This is a genomic window from Actinokineospora iranica (assembly GCF_900101685.1).
Lineage (GTDB): Bacteria > Actinomycetota > Actinomycetes > Mycobacteriales > Pseudonocardiaceae > Actinokineospora > Actinokineospora iranica.
In genome coordinates this window covers 14308-29939 of record NZ_FMZZ01000006.1, presented here as the reverse complement: position 1 = coordinate 29939, position 15632 = coordinate 14308, and the positions used below count along the sequence as shown (strand labels likewise).

General features: G+C 72.9%; 13 protein-coding genes. 4 read left to right on the top strand and 9 right to left on the bottom strand.

Going from position 1 to position 15632, the window contains the following annotated elements; all coding sequences use genetic code 11:
* Positions 1 to 82 precede the first annotated feature (82 nt).
* A complete protein-coding gene (locus tag BLS56_RS13820) occupies positions 83 to 757 on the bottom strand; it encodes a PhzF family phenazine biosynthesis protein (protein ID WP_091450452.1) in 675 nt (224 codons plus the stop codon).
* Positions 754 to 1608: an AraC family transcriptional regulator gene (locus BLS56_RS13815; protein ID WP_091450451.1), complete on the bottom strand. Its 855-nt coding sequence runs from the start codon at positions 1606 to 1608 to the stop codon at positions 754 to 756. The genes BLS56_RS13820 and BLS56_RS13815 overlap by 4 nt, the downstream gene beginning before the upstream one ends.
* A 208-nt stretch (positions 1609 to 1816) precedes the next feature.
* On the opposite strand from BLS56_RS13815, the gene BLS56_RS32255 reads away from it, so the two are divergent.
* The 4 genes from BLS56_RS32255 to BLS56_RS13795 all read left to right on the top strand — a co-directional run bounded on the left by BLS56_RS32255 (position 1817) and on the right by BLS56_RS13795 (position 7786).
* A complete protein-coding gene (locus tag BLS56_RS32255; RefSeq protein WP_407640518.1) occupies positions 1817 to 2245 on the top strand; it encodes a DUF2000 family protein in 429 nt (142 codons plus the stop codon).
* Positions 2246 to 2384: 139 nt separating this feature from the next.
* Positions 2385 to 3986 carry a PhpK family radical SAM P-methyltransferase gene (locus BLS56_RS13805; protein WP_175482818.1) on the top strand — a complete coding sequence of 534 codons (1602 nt, stop codon included), beginning with the start codon at positions 2385 to 2387 and terminating at the stop codon, positions 3984 to 3986.
* Between the two features lie 9 nt (positions 3987 to 3995).
* A complete protein-coding gene (locus tag BLS56_RS13800) occupies positions 3996 to 4751 on the top strand; it encodes a thioesterase II family protein (RefSeq protein ID WP_091450449.1) in 756 nt (251 codons plus the stop codon).
* Positions 4752 to 4876: 125 nt separating this feature from the next.
* Entirely contained in the window at positions 4877 to 7786 is a 2910-nt protein-coding gene (locus tag BLS56_RS13795) for a non-ribosomal peptide synthetase (protein WP_175482817.1), read from the top strand.
* A 170-nt stretch (positions 7787 to 7956) separates the two neighbouring features.
* Here BLS56_RS13795 and BLS56_RS13790 read toward each other — a convergent pair whose 3' ends face one another.
* From BLS56_RS13790 to BLS56_RS13760, 7 genes are all read right to left on the bottom strand, one after another.
* On the bottom strand, positions 7957 to 9120 hold the full coding sequence (locus BLS56_RS13790) for a pyridoxal phosphate-dependent aminotransferase (protein WP_091450447.1): 1164 nt from the start codon (positions 9118 to 9120) through the stop codon (positions 7957 to 7959).
* Positions 9117 to 9719: a nitroreductase family protein gene (locus BLS56_RS13785; protein ID WP_091450446.1), complete on the bottom strand. Its 603-nt coding sequence runs from the start codon at positions 9717 to 9719 to the stop codon at positions 9117 to 9119. Before BLS56_RS13785 ends, BLS56_RS13790 begins: the two co-directional genes overlap by 4 nt.
* On the bottom strand, positions 9716 to 11224 hold the full coding sequence (locus BLS56_RS13780; RefSeq protein ID WP_091450445.1) for a M81 family metallopeptidase: 1509 nt from the start codon (positions 11222 to 11224) through the stop codon (positions 9716 to 9718). Before BLS56_RS13780 ends, BLS56_RS13785 begins: the two co-directional genes overlap by 4 nt.
* Complete coding sequence (locus BLS56_RS13775; protein ID WP_228771627.1) at positions 11224 to 11883, bottom strand: RraA family protein; 660 nt, start codon at positions 11881 to 11883, stop codon at positions 11224 to 11226. The genes BLS56_RS13780 and BLS56_RS13775 overlap by 1 nt, the downstream gene beginning before the upstream one ends.
* Positions 11884 to 12172: 289 nt before the next feature.
* The gene (gene menC / locus BLS56_RS13770; RefSeq protein WP_175482816.1) at positions 12173 to 13285 is read right to left on the bottom strand and encodes an o-succinylbenzoate synthase; all 1113 of its coding nucleotides are present in this window, start codon (positions 13283 to 13285) and stop codon (positions 12173 to 12175) included.
* A 73-nt stretch (positions 13286 to 13358) separates the two neighbouring features.
* Positions 13359 to 14702 carry a hypothetical protein gene (locus BLS56_RS13765; RefSeq protein ID WP_091450443.1) on the bottom strand — a complete coding sequence of 448 codons (1344 nt, stop codon included), beginning with the start codon at positions 14700 to 14702 and terminating at the stop codon, positions 13359 to 13361.
* A complete protein-coding gene (locus BLS56_RS13760) occupies positions 14699 to 15628 on the bottom strand; it encodes an aminotransferase class IV (RefSeq protein WP_091450442.1) in 930 nt (309 codons plus the stop codon). Before BLS56_RS13760 ends, BLS56_RS13765 begins: the two co-directional genes overlap by 4 nt.
* Positions 15629 to 15632 lie beyond the last annotated feature (4 nt).

Genomic DNA, 15632 nt, shown 5'->3' with positions numbered 1-15632 from the left:
CCCCCACAGATGATTTTCTTGCCCCCGGGACGCGGGAACGCGTCCTGGTACCAGTCTTACTATCCCCCCAAATGGGCTAACACTAAAGGGCGCGCCGCATGTCGTACACCACACGGCCGCCGACCTCGCCCAGGCCTGGGCCTGCGGGACGGGCCAGCACCACGGACCCCTCGCCGTGACGCACCGTGATCGGCCGACCCAGTTGGGCGGCCAGCATGAGGGTAGCCGAGCCGCAGGCCTCGTCCTCCGCGACGCCGAACGCGCGGGCGAAGACCCGGGCCCGGACCACGCCTGCCCGCTCGTCCAGCCAGGCCCACATCTGGACCTTCTCGTCGGCTGTCGCCGGGTCGGCGGCCTCCACCTCCGCCGCCTCGGCCAGGCGCAGGTGGTCCCAGGGCGGGGCGTCGGCCACGGTGGCACGCACCCACGTCGCGCCGTCCTCGACGAAGGTCGGCACCGGCTCGGCGAGCAGGACGGGCCGCAGGAAGTCCTGCGCGCGCCCGGTTTCCCTGGCCAGCAGCCAGCTCACCCCGACCAGTGGGTGCCCGGCCAGCGGAAGTTCCACGGCCGGGGTGTAGATCCGCAGCCGGGCCGAGCCCACGTCCTCGACGAAGACCGTTTCGCTGTAGCCGAGTTCGGCGGCGATGGCCTGCTGGTCGGCCTGGCTGAGTCCGGCCGGGTCGAGCACGACGCCGAGCGCGTTGCCGTGGCGGCCGTGCTCGTCGGCGAAGACCCGGACGACGTCGACCTCGGTCACGGCGCCAGCCTGCGCGGCCGGTTCGCGCGGGCCGCCTGGGCGAACTGCCCGGGGGTCACGCCGGTGTAGCGCTTGAAAACCCTGGTGAGGTGTGCTTGGTCACAGAAGCCCGCCTCGCTGGCCGCCGTCGCCACCCGGGCGCCGGATTCCAGCAGCCGCCGGGCCAGCCGGACGCGCAGTTCGACCTGGTAGGCGTGCGGCGGCATCCCCAGTTCGGCCGCGAAGAGCCGGACCAGCCGGTACGGGCTGGTCGAGGCGAGCCAGGCCAGTTCGGTCAGCGAGATCCTGGCCGCCGGGTCGGACTCCAGGTAGTCACGCACCGTGGCGACCGCGCGGTGGCCCCGGCCGGACGCGCGGGCCACCGGCGGCGCGTCGGCGAAGCGCCGCAGCGCCAGGCCCAGCCGCAGCAGCGACTCCTCCTGCGCCAGGCGCTGCCCGCTCATGGCCAGCACGCGGTTCGTGTGGTCGAGCGCGGTCAGCAATTCCCGGTCCTGCACGACCGTGTGCCGCGCGGGAAAGGTCAATTTGCCCGGTTTGCCCGGAAGGAGCGTGGAAAACGCCTCTTCGGTGAGATAGAGGACGCGATACCGGTATCCCTCCGGGGTTGCGGACCTGCCGGTGTGCACCGCGCCGGGATTGATCATGAATGCGCTGCCCGCAGGCGCGGCGAATTCGGCGCCTTCGCACTGGAAGGCCGCCGTGCCGCTGTCCATCAGCGCTACCGTGGTGGCGTCGTGGGCGTGGCGCGGGTAGGCGTGCCTGCGGAAACGGGCATGGAGGACCTCGACCCCGGGGATGTCCGGCCGCCACAGCCGCGCTGTGTCCCGATCCGCTCGCACCCCAGGAGCCATAAACGCAGGGTACCCGAAACGCGACGATCCGTACCCGTCCGGGTGGTCCTGGGGTCGACGGCAAGTTCGTACAAGACCGTGCGGAACTTCGGCGGGAATAGTGGGGCGCACCCCTGCGGGCAGCGCGCTGACCCGGGCGGGACGGCGCGGTGATCGGAATCCGCCGCGCCGACACAGTGTTGATGAGGAGACGAAGAAGTTGACTGAGGTGCACGAGGCGACTCCGGTCGTGTGGGACACCAAGATCGCCGTGGTGCTGCGGGACGATCTCAAGGACTGGCAGAAGCTGAACGTCACCGCGTTCACCGTCAGCGGCATCGCCGCGACCGTTGACAACGTGGTCGGCGAGCCCTACCTGGACGCCTCCGGCGTCGAGTACCTGCCGATGTTCCGCCAGCCGGTGCTGGTGTTCATCGCCGACGCGGAGACCATGACCAAGATCCACGAGCGGGCGCTGCGCCGCGAGGTGAAGTGCGCGGTCTACACCGAGGAGCTGTTCGCCACCAACAACGACGAGGACAACCGCGCGGCGGTGGGCAGCGTCGAGAGCGACAAGCTGGCCTTGGTCGGGGTGGCGATGCGGGCGGACCGCAAGGTCGTGGACAAGATCGTGAAGGGCGCCAAGCTGCACCACTAGCCCGCGCCCGCCCTCCGCGCCTCGGTCGAGCGATTCGTCATCGCGGTCGAACACCTTCGCAGTCGAATGCAAAGCAGTCGAACAGCAGTCGCACATCACCTTGTCCGGTGCACGAATATCGACTTCGGGGAGCACAGGCGTGACAAATCTGGATTGCGTACTCATCGGCTTCAACGAGATCGACTTCGCTGATTTCGCCACGGCGCAGGAGGTGTTCCAGGAATCCTCCGGCGCTTACCGGGAACTGGTGACCAACTCGGTGCTGGTGGGCGACCGGCGGCTGACTTACATGGACCTGCTTAACAAGGCCATGGAGCGGACGACCGGTCGCCCGTCGGCGCTGACCGCGTTCGAGATGCCCAGCCTCGGCGTCGCCTACCTGGCCAGCTTCCTGATGCGCCGGGGCTTCGGCGTCGGCGTGGTCAACTTCTTCAACACCGGCCGCGACGAGTTGGCCGCGATGCTGGCCGAGTCGCCGCGCGCGGTGGCGATCACCACCACCTACTACGTGGACGACGAGCCCATCCGGCAGATCATCCGGTTCATCCGCGAGCACAACCCGGCGGTGCCGATCGTCGTCGGCGGTCCCCGGGTGCACAACCTGTGCAGCGGCCAGCCCCCCGCGGTGCAGGACATCCTGCTCGATTCCATTGGCGCGGACGTCTACATCGATGAGTCCCAGGGCGAGGCGACCCTGGCCGGGGTGCTGACCGCGCTGCGCGAGGGCGGCGACCTGTCGAAGGTGCCCAACCTGATCTACCGCGGCGCGCCGGGGCAGCGGTCGATGGACCGGACCCTCAAGCGCCCGGAAAGCAACGACCTCAACGAGAACGCCGTCGACTGGTCGTATTTCGAGCCCGGCTTCTACACGCCCACGACGTACCTGCGCACCGCCCGAAGCTGCTCGTTCGGCTGCGCGTTCTGCAACTACCCGGCGATGGCGGGCCCGCTGACGCTCAGCGACCTGTCCACCATCGAGAACGAGCTTCGGTACCTGTGCGAGCACGGCGCCCAGAACCTGATCGTCGTGGACGACACGTTCAACGTGCCGCTGCCCCGGTTCAAGCAGATCTGCCGGATGATGATCGAGAACAAGTTCGACCTGCGCTGGGTGTCGTTCTTCCGGTGCTCCAACGCAGACGACGAGGCGTTCGACCTGATGGCCGAGGCGGGCTGCATGGGCGTCTTCCTCGGCATCGAGTCCGGCGACCAGCGGATTCTCAAGAACATGACCAAGTTCGCCAAGACCGACCGCTACGAGTACGGCATCGAGCAGCTGACGAAACGCGGGCTGGTCACCCTGGCGTCGATCGTGCTCGGCTTCCCCGGTGAGAACGAAGAGAGCGTCCAGAACACCCTCGACTTCGTCAACCGGACCCAGCCGACCTTCTACAACGTCCAGCTCTACTACCACGACGTGCTGGCGCCGATCGAGAAGCAGCGGGAGAAGTACGGCATCGAGGGCAGCGGCTACTCCTGGCGGCACTCGTCCATGAGCTGGCAGGAGGCCGTGGAGCACAAGGACGACTTCGTCCGCGGCGTGACCGGCTCGGCGCTCATGCCGCTCTACGGCCTGAGCATCTGGTGCATCCCCTACCTGCTGTCCAAGGGGCTGACGATGTCCCAGATCACCGAGTTCACCCGCGCGGCGACCCAGCTCGTCGTCAAGGGCCTCAACGCCGACTATCTCGACCCGGAGGAAGGAATCGACAGCGTCGTGCGCGCGCTGGCAAGCGCTTAGGGGACCGCGATGTGGCTTCGACGCTGGACGCCCCGGCCGGGCGCGACGCTGCGGCTGCTCTGCCTGCCGCACGCCGGTGGCTCGGCCGCGGCGTTCCGTTCCTGGGCTGACCTGCTTCCGCTGACGGTGGAGTTGGTCGCGGTCGAGCCGCCCGGTCGCGGCGACCGCTTCGGCGAGCCGTTCGCCGCCGGGGTGGACGACGTCCTCGACGGCGTGCTGACCGGGTTGGCTGCGCTGCCGCGCAAGCCGCTGGCCGTGTTCGGGCACAGCCTGGGCGCGCTGCTGGCCCTGCGGGTCTGCCGTGAGCTGCGGCGGCGCTCGTCCATGAGTGGGCAGGGGCCCGCCGCGCTGCTGGTGTCGTCGTGTCCGGCGCCAGCGGCCGCGGCCGAGCGGATGGCCGGTCAGCGCGGTTGCGACGACGACGGGCTGCTCGCCCAGGTGCGCGGGCTCGGCGGGCCGGCCGTCGATGCCGGGCCCGATGTCCTTGCCGCTGTGCGCGCCGATCTGGCCTTGTTCGCCGACGGCGTCGGCGAAGCGCCGCCGCTGAACAGCCCGCTGCGGGTCTACGCGGGCGACGGCGACGACTCGGTGTCCCCGGCGACACTGGCGGCGTGGCGGCGGGAGAGTCCGGGCGACTTCCGGCTGACCATGCTGCCCGGCGGCCACTTCTTCTTCTCCGACCGGGAACCGCTGTTCCTCGCCCGGCTCGCCGCCGACATCGGCCAACTGTCCACTGTGGAAACAACGAACGGGATACCGCGATGAACCCACCCACCGCGCCCATCACCGCCTCCACTCGGGCGTCCACCGCTGAGCCCACTGCCGAGTCCGCCACCGCACCGGCTGCTGAGTCTGCTGCCGCGCCCACTTCTTTGTCAGCGGCTCCGCCCGTGCCGGACCTCGACCAGGTCTGGCTGGCCGAGCGGTTCCAGCCCGGCACCCCGGCCAACATCGTCGCGGTGGCCGCCTCCGTCGACGGGCCGGTCGACCAGGCCGCCCTGCGCACCGCGTTGCGCGTGGTGGGCGCGCGCCGCCCGGTGCTGCGGAGCAGGCACGCCGTCCGCGACGGCGCGCCCGCGCGATCGCTGGTCGAGGTGGCGGACCTGCCGCTGGCCGTCATCGACCTGCGCCACCAGAGCGCGGCCGACCAGGCCGAGGCGCTGGCCGAGGTGCTGGCCGAGTTCGCGACTCGCCCCTTCGACCTGGAAAGCGCTCCGCCGATCCGCTGCGGCCTGCTTGTGCTGCCCGACCGGACCCTCCTCGTCCTCGCCGCGCACCGGATCGCGGTGACCGAGGCGGCGCTGGGCGCGGTGCTGGCCGACATCCGCCTCGCCTACGACGGCCGCCCCCTGCCCCCGGTCGAGGACGCGCCCGCGTCCGAAGGCGCCCAGTCCACTGTGGACCTCCCCGCCGCCGAGCTGCCCACAGACCGGCCGCGTTCCCCGCTGCCCGCCTCGATCGGAGCCCGCGTCCCGGTCGAGTTCCCCGACGGGTTCGCCGACGCGGTGCGGGCGTTCGCCCCGTCAACCGACCCCCGCACGGTGCTGCTGGCGGGCTGGCAGACCCTGGTGTCCCGGCTCAGCGGCGGCACGGAGGTCGCGGTCGCCCTCGCCGACACCGGTCGCGTCGCGCGTGTCGACCTGTCCGATGACCCCGGTTTCCGTGCCGTGGTGGCCCGTGCGGCAGCCCCGGCTCGGGCCGACGCCTACCGTGCCCTGGCCTTCCTGGCGCGGGACACGCCGCTGGTGCCGGAGACCTTCGGCGGCAAGCCGATGACGCCGGTCCCGTTGGCCCGGTTCGGCATCGACCGCGAGATGCGGCTCGTGGTCGAGCCAGACGGCGACCGGTGGCGCGCGGCGGTGGAGTACGCGGCCGACCTGTTCGACCAGGCGAGCGCGGCGCGGATCGCGGCCCGGTACCCGCTGCTGCTCACCGCCGCCATGGCCGAGCCGGACCGGCCGGTCTCGGCGCTGCCGGTGCTCGTTCCCGGCGAGGCGGACCTGGCGATCACCGAGTGGAACGCGACCGAGACGCCGCTGCCCCGGGCTTGCCTGCACGAGTTGATCGCCGAGCGGGCGCGGGTGTCCCCGGACGCGGTCGCCGTGGTCGACAACGGCCGCGAGGTGACCTACGGCGACCTCGACGCCCGAGCCGACCGGCTGGCGCACGTGCTGCGCGGCCACGGCGCGGGCCCCGAGCGGCTGGTGGGCATCTGCGCTTACCGGGGCGCGGAAGTGGTCGTGGGCGTGCTTGCCGTGCTCAAGGCAGGCGCGGCGTACGTGCCTCTCGACCCCGCCTACCCGGCCCGGCGGCTGGATTACCTGTTGGACGACAGCCAGGTAGACGTGGTCCTGGCCGACGAGCGGTCGGCGGACCTGCTGCCCGAGCGGGCGACCGTGGTCCGGCTCGACCAGCCGCACCCGGACGCGGACGGGCCGCCGGAGTCGGGCGTCGAGCCGGAGAACCTGTGCTACGTCATCTACACCTCCGGCTCGACCGGCGAGCCCAAGGGCGCGGCGAACACCCACGTCGGGGTCGTGAACACCATGGCCGCCCTGGTCTCCCGGCTGCGCCTGGACTCGACAAGCAGGCTGCTGCAAACCTCGTCGCTCAACTTCGACATGTCCGCGTTCGACATCTTGGCCACGCTGCTCGCGGGCGGCGCGCTGGTGCTGCCCGACTCGGCGACCGCTGGCGACCCGCGCCGACTGCTCGACCTGGCGCACGAGGCCGGGGTCACGGCGTGGAGTTCCACGCCCGCGCTGTTCACCGGCGCCATCGACCACGCCTACGAGACCGGCGCGGGCCTGCCACCCGGCCTGCGGCTGGTCCTGCTCGGCGGCGACCGGTTCCCGCCGTCGGTGCCCGCCGCGCTGGCCGCGCTGGCCCCCGGCTGCCGGGCCTACAACTTCGCCGGGGTGACCGAGGCGTCGTTCACCACCACCGCGTACCGGGTGCGGACCGAGGACGGCCACGGCGTGCCCTGGGGCAGGCCGCTGCCGAACCAGCGGATGTACGTGCTGGACGCCTACCAGCGGCCGGTCCCGATCGGCAGCCCGGGCGAGCTGTACCTCGGCGGCGCGGGTGTGGGGCGGGGGTACTGGCGCAGGCCGGAGCTGACCGCGCGACGGTTCCTGGCCGACCCGTTCTGGCGGGCGGGCGCGCGGATGTACCGCACCGGCGACCGGGTGCGCCAGCGCGGCGACGGGACGGTGGAGTTCCTGGGCAGGCTCGACGACCAGGTGAAGGTGCGCGGGTTCCGGGTCGAACTCGGCGAGGTCGAGGCCGTGCTGGGCGCGCACCCGCTGGTGCGCGCCGTCGTCGCCGGGGTGCGCGGCGACCGGCTCGTCGCCTACCTGGTCTTCGGCGACCCGGTGCCGGTGGAGGACCTGCGCGAGTTCCTGCGCGCCCGGGTGCCCGACCACCTGGTGCCCGCCGCGTTCGTCGCGCTCGGGCGGATTCCGCTGACCCCGGGCGGGAAAATCGACCGGGACGCCTTGGCCGCCATCGAGATCCCGGCGGGCAGGCCCGACCTCGCCACCCCGTACCTGCCGCCCCGCGACGAGCTGGAGCGCGCCATCGTCGCCGAGTGGACCCGGGTCCTGGGCGTGGACGGCATCGGAGCCGACGACGAGTTCGCCGCGCTGGGCGGGCACTCGCTGCTGGCCACGCCGATGATGTCGGCGCTGTCGGCGGTGCTGGGCGTGCCGCTCTCGGCCAGGGACCTGTTCGAGGCGGCCACCCCGGCCCGCCTCGCTCAGCGCATCCGCCGGCGCGCCCCGGAGCGGTTCGGCGACTGAGCGGCGGCGGCCCGGTCGCGGGCGACCAGCGTCGCCTGGGCGGAGCGGGATCAGGCCGTTCCCGCCTCGGCGCCGTTCGACGGCCTCTGGCCAGCAGCGCTAGGTCCAGGAATCCCACGGCCCGGCGGTGTGCTCGGTGGGTTTGAACCTCCCGTCCACTGTCGCGCAGCTCAGCGGGACGCACACAGCGCCTCGACGGCGGCGGCGAGGACTTCCGGCCGCTTGCAGAAGGCGAACCGCACCAGGGAGCGGGGTGGGTCCGCGCCCTGGTAGAAGCCGACCGTCGGCACCGCGACCACCCCGGCTTTGGGCAGGTCGCGGCAGAACTCGACGCCGTCGGCGTAGCCCCAGGAGCGGGCGTCGACCTGGAGGAAGTAGGTGCCCTCGGCCCGGAACGCGGTCAGCCCGGCCTTGGCCATGCCCTCGGCCAGCAGGTCCCGGCGGGCCGCGAGGTCGGCGCGCAGGTCCGCCACCCAGCCCATGTGCTCGCGCAGGCCGTGCGCGACCGCGACCTGGAAAGCCGTGCCGGAGTTGAACGTCAGGTACTGGTGGGCGGCGCGCACGGCGGCCACCAGCGGGGCGGGCCCGCAGACCCAGCCGACCTTCCATCCGGTGACGCTGAACGTCTTGCCCGCGCCCGAGATGGCCAGGGTGCGGTCGCGCATCCCCGGCCACTGGGCCAGCGAGCGGGTCACCGCGCCGTCGTAGACCAGGTGCTCGTGGACCTCGTCGGTGACCGCGATCAGGTCGTGCTCGCGGCAGCATTCGGCGATCAGGTCGAGTTCGGCCGCGGTGAAGACCTTGCCGGTCGGGTTGTGCGGGGTGTTGAGCAGCAGCATCCGGGTCCGCGGCGTCACCGCAGCGCGCAACTCGTCCGGGTCGAACGCGAACCCGGTTTCCTCCGCGCGCAGGCGCACCGGCCGCAGCACCCCGGCCGCCATCGCGATGCCCGCGGCGTACGAGTCGTAGCACGGGTCGAACACGATCACCTCGGCGCCGGGCTCGCACAGCGCGAGCAGGGCGGCGGCGATGCCGCAGGTGGCCCCGGTGGTGATCAGGACTTCCTCGTCGGGGTCGTACGGGGTGCTGTAGTGCCGCGCCCGGTGCTCGGCGACGGCGGCGCGCAGGTCGGCGACGCCGCGCACCGGCGGGTACTGGTTGTGGCCAGCGTCGACCGCCGCGCTGGCCGCGGCGAGCAGGCCGGGCGGCCCGCCGGTGTCCGGGAAGCCCTGGCCGAGGTTGATCGCGCCGGTCCGGATGGCCAGTTCGGTCATCTCGACGAAGACCGACGACCCGAAGCCGCGCAGCCGGGCGGCGAGCGGATCACCGGTCATGTCGCGGTCCCGGCCCTGGGGAACAGCGGGGTGACCGCGCCCTGCGGGGTGAGCTGGGACAGCCGGTCGCGGGCGTCGAACGCGGGCCGGGGCGCCGGGATGGACACCGGGTCGGGGGTGCCGACGAACAGCCAGCCCAGCGACCGCTCGCCGGGCGCGAGGCCCAGGACCGCGCCGACAGCAGACGAGCGGCTGGCGGGTCCCGTCCGCCACATCGCCCCCCAGCCGCGCACGTGCAGCAGCAGCACCAGGTTGTGCACCATGGCGCTGGTCGCGGCGAGCTGCTCCCACTCGGGGACCTTCGGGTTCTCCCGCGGCGTGAACACGATCGAGAGCAGCAGCGGCGCGCGCAGCGGCTTGGCGGCCTCCCGGTCGCGGCCCGCCTCGTCCTCTGGCGGCAGGTCCGCGGCGGCGGCCCGCCCGAGGGTCGAGCGGGCGGCGCCGCGCACCGAGATCAGCCGCCACGGCCGCATCAGCCCGTGGTCCGGCCCGGTCGCCGCGGCGGCGACCAGGTCGAGGACGTCGTCGTCGGTCGGGGCTGGGCCGGTGACGCGGGCCGCGCTGCGCCTGCGCCGGATGGCTTCGCTCAGGTCGGTCATCTCGTCCTTTCCTTCTCGCTGACGGATATCTCGCTGAGGGGGCGGTATACGGCCGCGGCGTCCATCGGCCAGCGGGCCGCGGTCGGGCCGCCGCGCGGCACGCTGGCGATGTCGCGGCTGAGCGGCCCGGGGGCGTCGGCGACCAGCAGCCGCGCGGCGATCCCGGCGAACCCGGCCCGGAAGTGGTTCACCGACTTGACCGCGACGATCTCGTAGCGGTCCGGCTGGATGCCGTGCAGCAGCAGGATCTCCGGGTCGAACACCTGGCTGCGCTTGCTGGACACGACCACGTCGACCTTGCCCACCGCCAACCGCACGCTGCGGCCGAACTCCAGCGCCTTGCCCCGGCGCATCGCCTGGTGCACAACGTGTCCGTCGGTGATCGCCCGGACGGTGGCGGTCGCGGTGACCGGCGGCCCGCTCGCCCAGCCGTGCCTGCCGCCGAGGGCCACCGTCAGCCGCCCGCCCACCCTGGCGGCGACGGCGGCGGCCACGGTGTCCGGGTCGTGCAGCGCCGCGTAACAGGCGCTGGCGCCGCTGTCGAGCAGGGCGCGCAGCAGGTGGGTGCTGTCGGCGGGCGCGCCGCAGCCGGGATTGTCGGTGCCGTCGCCGATCACCACCGGGTGCGCCTCGTTCGCCCGCGCCAGCGCCACGGCCTCGGCGGGGGTCAGCGTCGCGATGCGGAACCCGTCGCGGTTGTCCCACAGCCAGTCCCCGATCCGCCGGTTCACCGCGTCGGCCGCCGCCGGGTCGCCGTCGACGACGGTGACGACCGAGGTGGCGGCCTGCGGGGTGTCGGCGTAGGGGAAACCGTGGAAAACGGTGCACGCCAGCACGTCAGCGCTGTCCTGCGCGGCTCGGGCGAGGTCGCGGGCCAGCCGTGCCTGCCCGGACCCGGTGTCCGACGGCGGCACCAGCATGGGCAGGCTCAGCACCCGCGTGACCGGCCTGGTGCGCCCGCGCGCTTGCGACACCGCGATTTCGGCCGCGCGCTCGGCGCGCTCGCCCATGTCGGTGTGCGGGTACTCCAGGAAGCCGACCACCGTCTCGGCCAGGTCGGGCAGTTCGGCCGGGATGTTGCCGTGCAGGTCGAGGGTGGCCGCGACCGGAACGTCCGGGCCGACCACGGCCCGCACCGCGCGCAGCACGGCCAGGTCGACACTTTCCCCGGACACCAAGGCGCCCGCGCCGTGCAGGTCGAGCAGGACCACGTCGACCGGGCCCGCCGCGGTGGCCCGCGCGACGAGCCGGTCCACCAGTTCGGCGCACGCGGCCGGGTCGAGAGCGGCGCCGGGCTCGGCGCGCGCGTGCAGCGCGGGCACCGGCTCCACCCCGAGCCGCGCGCAGGCCGCCAGGTAGCCGCCGACGCAGGTGTTCGTCCCGGCGAACTGGGCGGTCAGCGCCGCCCCGGTGTGCACGTCGAAGTCCGCGAGCCGGGTCGGGCCGACGTACTCGACCATGAGCGTGCTCGACTCGTGGACGATCCCGGCGATGAGCGCGCGCATCAGCGCCCGTCCGCATCGGCCGACGAGAGAGCGGCCCGGTTGTAGCCGTGCCGCCGCCTGGCCTCCCGCAGCGGCATCCCCTTGGCGGCGTCGGCGCGCACGGCGGCCTCCATCACGGCGATCCGGTCGGCCTCGGCGGCGACCCGCTCGGCCGCGGCCGCGGGGACGACCACCGCCCCGGCCGCGTCCGCGCACACCACATCTCCCGGCGCGACAACCGTTCCGCACACGGTGACCGGCCGCTGGGCCGCGATCATCCGCACGCGGTTCTTGCCGGACTTCATGTAGCTCCCGAGACTCCACAGTGGATAGTCCAGGGCCTGGATGTCGCCGAGGTCGCGGCACAGGCCGTCGATCACCGTGCCGGCCACGCCGCGGCGCAGCGCGACCTCGCTGAGGATGTCGCCCCACACCGTGCAGTGCGTGCGCCCCGCGTTGGCGAGCACCAGCACCGCGCCCGCGGGCACGTCATCGATGTAGTCGGCCGCGGGCGCGGGCGTGCCGGGCTCGACGGTCTCGAACCGCACGGTGAACGCCGGTCCCGCCACCGCGGCGGCGCCGGAAAGCCGCCGCAGGCCGGGAAGCCCGCCGTTCACCCCGATCAGATCGAGCGCGTCGCTGACGGTCGCGGTGCCGTGGCCACGCAGAACCGCGACCAAGTCCGCCTCCCCGGAATTGCTGGTCCGCCTCTCCGGAATTAACCGTGGTGGGCGCGTTGGGTTGGTATTGGTTGGTTGGCGGGGCTTCGGTGGTTGGGGTGCGTCTCGGTCCCCTTGGGTGCGGCGGACGGCCACTAGTCCGCCTCTCCGGAATTAAACGTGGTGGGCACGTTTGGGTTGGTATTGGCTGGTTGGCGGGACTTCGGTGGCTGGAACACGTCTCGTTCCCCTTGGGTGCGGTGGACGGCCGCGCGGCATTGCCCGGCGACCGGAGATAGACCACCGGGTGTCATCGCGCCTCCTTGGCTGTGATTTCCAGTTCCCGCACCACTTCCACGTTCGCCGCCTGTTCTGCGCCCAGGCCGGGGCGGTCGGCGGGGGCCACCCAGCCGGGGCGGACGAACTCCACCTTGGGGTCGGCGCCGTCGTCTAGGTAGTAGTGCCCGCTGGGGCCTACGTCGCTGGGCAGGGTCATGCCGGGCAGCGTGGCCAGGGCGACCGCGCACCACCGCCCCAGCCCCTGGTCCCACTTGCCGCCGACGAACAGGTCGATCCCCTCGGCCCGGCACAGGTCGTGCACGCGCCGCGCCTCGGCGAGCCCGCCGACCCGGCCGACCTTGATGTTGACCATTCGGCCCGCCTTCATCCGGCACGCCTGCCGGGTCTCGTGCAGGGAGTGGATCTGCTCGTCCAGGCACACCGGGGTGGCGATTCTGGCCTGGAGGGCCGCGGTGGTCTCGATCAGGTGGCGCGGGAAGGGCTGCTCGATCGCCATCAGCCCCAGTCCGTCCAGCGCGACCAGGTCGTCCAAAGAGGACTCCGGGTACGCCGCGTTGGCGTCGGCGACGACCGGGAGGCCGGGGAAGGCCGCGACGATCCGGGCCAGCGGCTCGACGTCCCAGCCGGGCCGGATCTTCACCCGCACCCGCTGGTAGCCCGCGTCCCTGATCCGGGCGATGTTGGCCAGCAGCTCATCGATCGTGGGTTCGATGCCCACGGTGGCCCCCGCGGGCACCGGCCGGACCGCCCCGCCCAGCTCCGCGCACAGCGGCCTGCCCGCGCGCCGGGCCCGCAGGTCCCACAGCGCGCATTCCAGCCCGCCCTTGGCTTCCTCGTGGCCGTTGACCTCCGCCCAGGTCGCCATCGCGGTCTCCGGATCGTCGGCTCCCGCGCGCAGCAGCATCGGCGCCAGGTACCGCTCGGTGATGTGCCACGCGGTCTCGATGGTCTCGTAGTTGTAGAACGGGGTCTCCATCGCCGCGCACTCGCCGAGCCCGACCGCGTCGCCGCCGTCCACGGCGACGACGAGTTTGGTCCAGGTGTGGTAGCGCTGCCAGCGGTTCTCAAACGGGTGGGTGAGGGTCGTGGTCACAAAGCGCAGGGTGATCCGCTCGATGGTCACTGCCAGCCGTCCTCGCTGCTCGGTGTCCTTGCTCGCCAAATGTCCTGAAAGGACAGTCCTTACTCGACAACCGTCATTCGGCGGCCGGCTCGGCCGGGGGCGCGACGACGTGCACGGCGAGCTTGCGCCCGCCGCGGAAGACGTTGACCCGGGCCTGGAAGCTCGCCTTGGCGCCGAATCCGCCGACCCGGCCGCCGAAGAGGTAGGTGTCGAAGCTGATCGGCATCGCGGCCACCATCGGGTCCTGGCCCGCGCGCACCACCGGGTAGGCCGCGGGCGGCACGTGCCGCTGCACCAGCATCCGGTCCCGCAGGGCGCGCTCGACGGCGGCCCGCCACTGGGCGCGCCTGGTCGCCCGGCCGACCGTGACCCCGTCGCCGCGGATGTCGTAGGGCTCCTTGAGCACGTAGTCGGCGGGGTTGTCGAGCAGGTCGTCAGTCAGCGGCCGGTCGCCGTCCTCGGTGCGGGCGCCGGGGGCCAGCCGGACCGACCACGGCACCAGTCGGTCGACCAGGGCGTGCTCGTCGGCGTCGAACAGCCCGGCGAAGCGCGGGTCGCGCGCCAGGCCGAGGGTGAACTTGCTTTCCGCGACATAGCGCGCGCCGAACGGGTTGACGTGCCGAAGGTTCCCGCTCGACACCGCCGCCGCCCAGGCGCGGACCAGGTCCGGGTCGGACTCGACAGCGGAGCGCCACCCGGCGGTGTTCACCTTGTTCCAGCACGCGTCGGCCTGCTCGGTCCCGAAGTACGTCCGGCCGCCGCGCACCCGCACCGCGCGCGGGTCGGCGACGAACACCTCGGCCCCGGCGAGCCGGAACCGGTGCGCCATCTCCTGGCTCTCCGCGGTGACTCTGCCCGCGAACTGCAGGATGGCGACCCGCGACCCGCCCCCGGCGAGCAGCACATCGAGCAGCGCGGTCTCGTCGGCAAAGGTTGGCGGCGTCCACTCGGGCGCGGCTACTCCCGCGCGGGTCACCGCGTCGCGGACGATGTGGTTGATCCGCGGCGTGAACAGCGTCCCGGCTGGCGCGTCTGCGTTGTTCTCCAGCAGTCGCAGCCGCTCGGTGCCCTGTTCGAGGTACCCGTCGAGCCTGCACACCGCGACCGCGTCGCCCATGCCCCGGTCGGCGTCGATCAGCGTGTCCGCGGCCGGACCGAGCCCGTACCAGTCCCGCACCTCGGGCACTTCCCGGTGGAGCCGCACAATTCTGGCCAGCAGCGCGACATACCGCTCCAGCGCGGGCACGACCTCGGCGACCGCCGTGCTCTTGGCGAAAACCGGCAGGGGCGAGAGCGGGAACTCGGTGTTCTGGAAGCACCGGGCCGCCCCGGTGGCCTCGACCAGCGCCTTGGCGGCCCGCTCCGGCCGCTGCGCCAGGGCCGCCGCGCAGCGGCCTGCCCGCACCCAGTCGATCATCCACCGGCTCCCGTCATCGCCGGGTCCGGTTCCGGTTCCCTGGCCTCGTCGCCGCCGCGGGCGGCGGTGAAGTACTGCATGATCAGCCTGCGGGTGACCGGCCGGGCGGGCCAGTCCGCGCACGGCCGCCCGTCGAACTCGCGGACCGGCGCGATCTCGATGCCGGTGCCGCACAGGAACGCCTCGTCCGCGGTGTAAGCGTCCTCCCGCGTCAACTCGGCCTCCGCGACCGGGATGCCGTCGCTGGCGGCGCGGGCCAGCAGCCACGCCCGGGTGATGCTGGGCAGGACGTCCTCGGACAGCGCGGGCGTGCGCAACACTCCATTGTGGACCAGGAAGAGGGCCGCGGTGGGCGCCTCGCACAGCCTGCCCGCCTGGTTGGTCAGCACGCACCCGTCGAAGCCCGCGTCGCGCGCGGCCAGCAGCGCCAGCCGCGGCCCGGCGTAGTTGGAGATGTTCTTGGCCGCGGCCGGGAACGCCGCGCCGGGGGCGCGCTGCCAGTCGCTGACGGTCAGGGCCATGCCGGTGCCCTTGGCCAGCCACTGCTTGCGCCCCATCGGCGCGGCGGTGATCGTCAGCGCCGGGTCGGCGCCGTCACCGAGGCCGCCGGGGTTGAGTGGGGTGACCGCCACCCGCACGTAAGCGTCCGCGTCGATCGCGTTGCGCTCGATGAGCTCGTCGATCAGCTCCGGGACCCGCTCGATCCCGGGGTCGGGCAACCGCGTCAGCGCCAGGGAGTCGGCCAGCCTGCGGACATGCTCGGCGAGCAGGAACGGCCGCGGCCGGGCCCCGTCGAGTCCCCGGTAGAGACGGATGCCCTCGAAGACCGAGAGCGCATAGCGCATCGCCAGGCTGCCCAGCGGCACGGCGGCGTCGGCCGCGGCGCCCCAGCGATCGGCGAAGAACACGTGTGGATAGGCGGTCACCCGC